Origin of the sequence: Sphingomonas sp. RB1R13, assembly GCF_036663775.1 — a bacterium.
Classification (GTDB): domain Bacteria; phylum Pseudomonadota; class Alphaproteobacteria; order Sphingomonadales; family Sphingomonadaceae; genus Sphingomicrobium.
In genome coordinates this window covers 1-1240 of sequence record NZ_JAXOJM010000059.1, presented here as the reverse complement: position 1 = coordinate 1240, position 1240 = coordinate 1, and the positions used below count along the sequence as shown (strand labels likewise).

1 protein-coding gene is annotated in these 1240 nt (G+C 61.9%); it reads left to right on the top strand.

What is annotated here, in order from left to right:
- Positions 1-1240: TonB-dependent receptor domain-containing protein (locus tag U1700_RS14840; RefSeq protein WP_332753453.1), on the top strand; the 1240-nt coding region annotated here is incomplete at both ends.

Here is a 1240-nt window from a genome sequence, read left to right as displayed (position 1 = left end):
CGTCGTGGGCAGCAGCAACGGCGATATCGGCTATGGCGGCGCGCTTGGGACCAATCTGGGCTTCAACATCACGGGCGACAGCAACAAGTCGTTCCCGACGATCAGCAATTTCGGTCCCGCCGGGAATGGCGGTCGCTGGGCCGATCCGGCGCTGATCGGGTCGCACGTCACCGTGCTCCAGACCCAGAAGAATACCGACGACCTGAAGCAATTCCGTGCGGTGGCGACCTGGAAGGAAGACAATCTGACGCTGAAGGCGGGCGGTCAGTATGTCGACGACAAATTCTACCAGCAGAATGCCAGCACCTTCACCAACAATTACTGGCAGGCCTATGCCGGTTATGGTTCGCCGTCGGGTCGCAACACCGGCATCGCGCCGCTGCCCTCTAACCTGTATCAGGGGGCGATCAGCCTCAACAACTTCATTCCCGGTTTCCAGGGCAGCCTGCCGCCATCGGTCCTGATCTACAGCCCGCAGGCCTATCAGAATTACCTGACCGGCCTGGGCAATCCGCAGGCGCAGAATGTACCGGGCTTCAACTATGGCGGCGGGGTCAACGGCTTCACCGGCGCCTTCGATCAGGCGATCGACCCGAACTCGGTTCGTACCATCCAGGAAAAGACCTGGTCGCTGTTCTTCAGCGCGCAGATCGAGGCGCAGGTCGCCAATATGCCGCTGCATATCGCGGTCGGCCTGCGGAACGAGAATACGCACCTGACTTCGGCAGGGCAGGGCCGTCAGCCCATTAGCATTGCCCAAAGCGCAGCGGACCCGACCCTGTTGTCGATCCTATTCCCCGTCGACACCCAGCAGGTGATCGGCAAGAACAACTATTCCTACATGCTCCCGACGCTCGACCTGCGTCTGGAAGTGACGGACAAGCTGCAGTTGCGCTTCGACGCCTCGCGCACGCTGACCCGTCCGGGCCTCACCCTGCTCAGCCCGGTGCTGAGCATCGGCAACGGCCAGCGTGTCGGCGCGCTGTCGGGCAGCGGCGGCAATCCGCAGCTGAAGCCCTATCTGGCGGACAATTACGATCTGGCCGCCGAATGGTATTATCAGCGTAACTCGTACCTTTCGGTCGACTTCTTCCTGAAGAATGTCAGCAACTTCATCGTCAACGGCGTGACCCGCCAGACGGTGAACGGCGTGGTCGACCCGACCACCGGCCAGCCTGCCATCTTCTCGATCTCGCAGTCGATCAACGGCCCGGACGCGACGGTGCGCGGGGTCGAAATC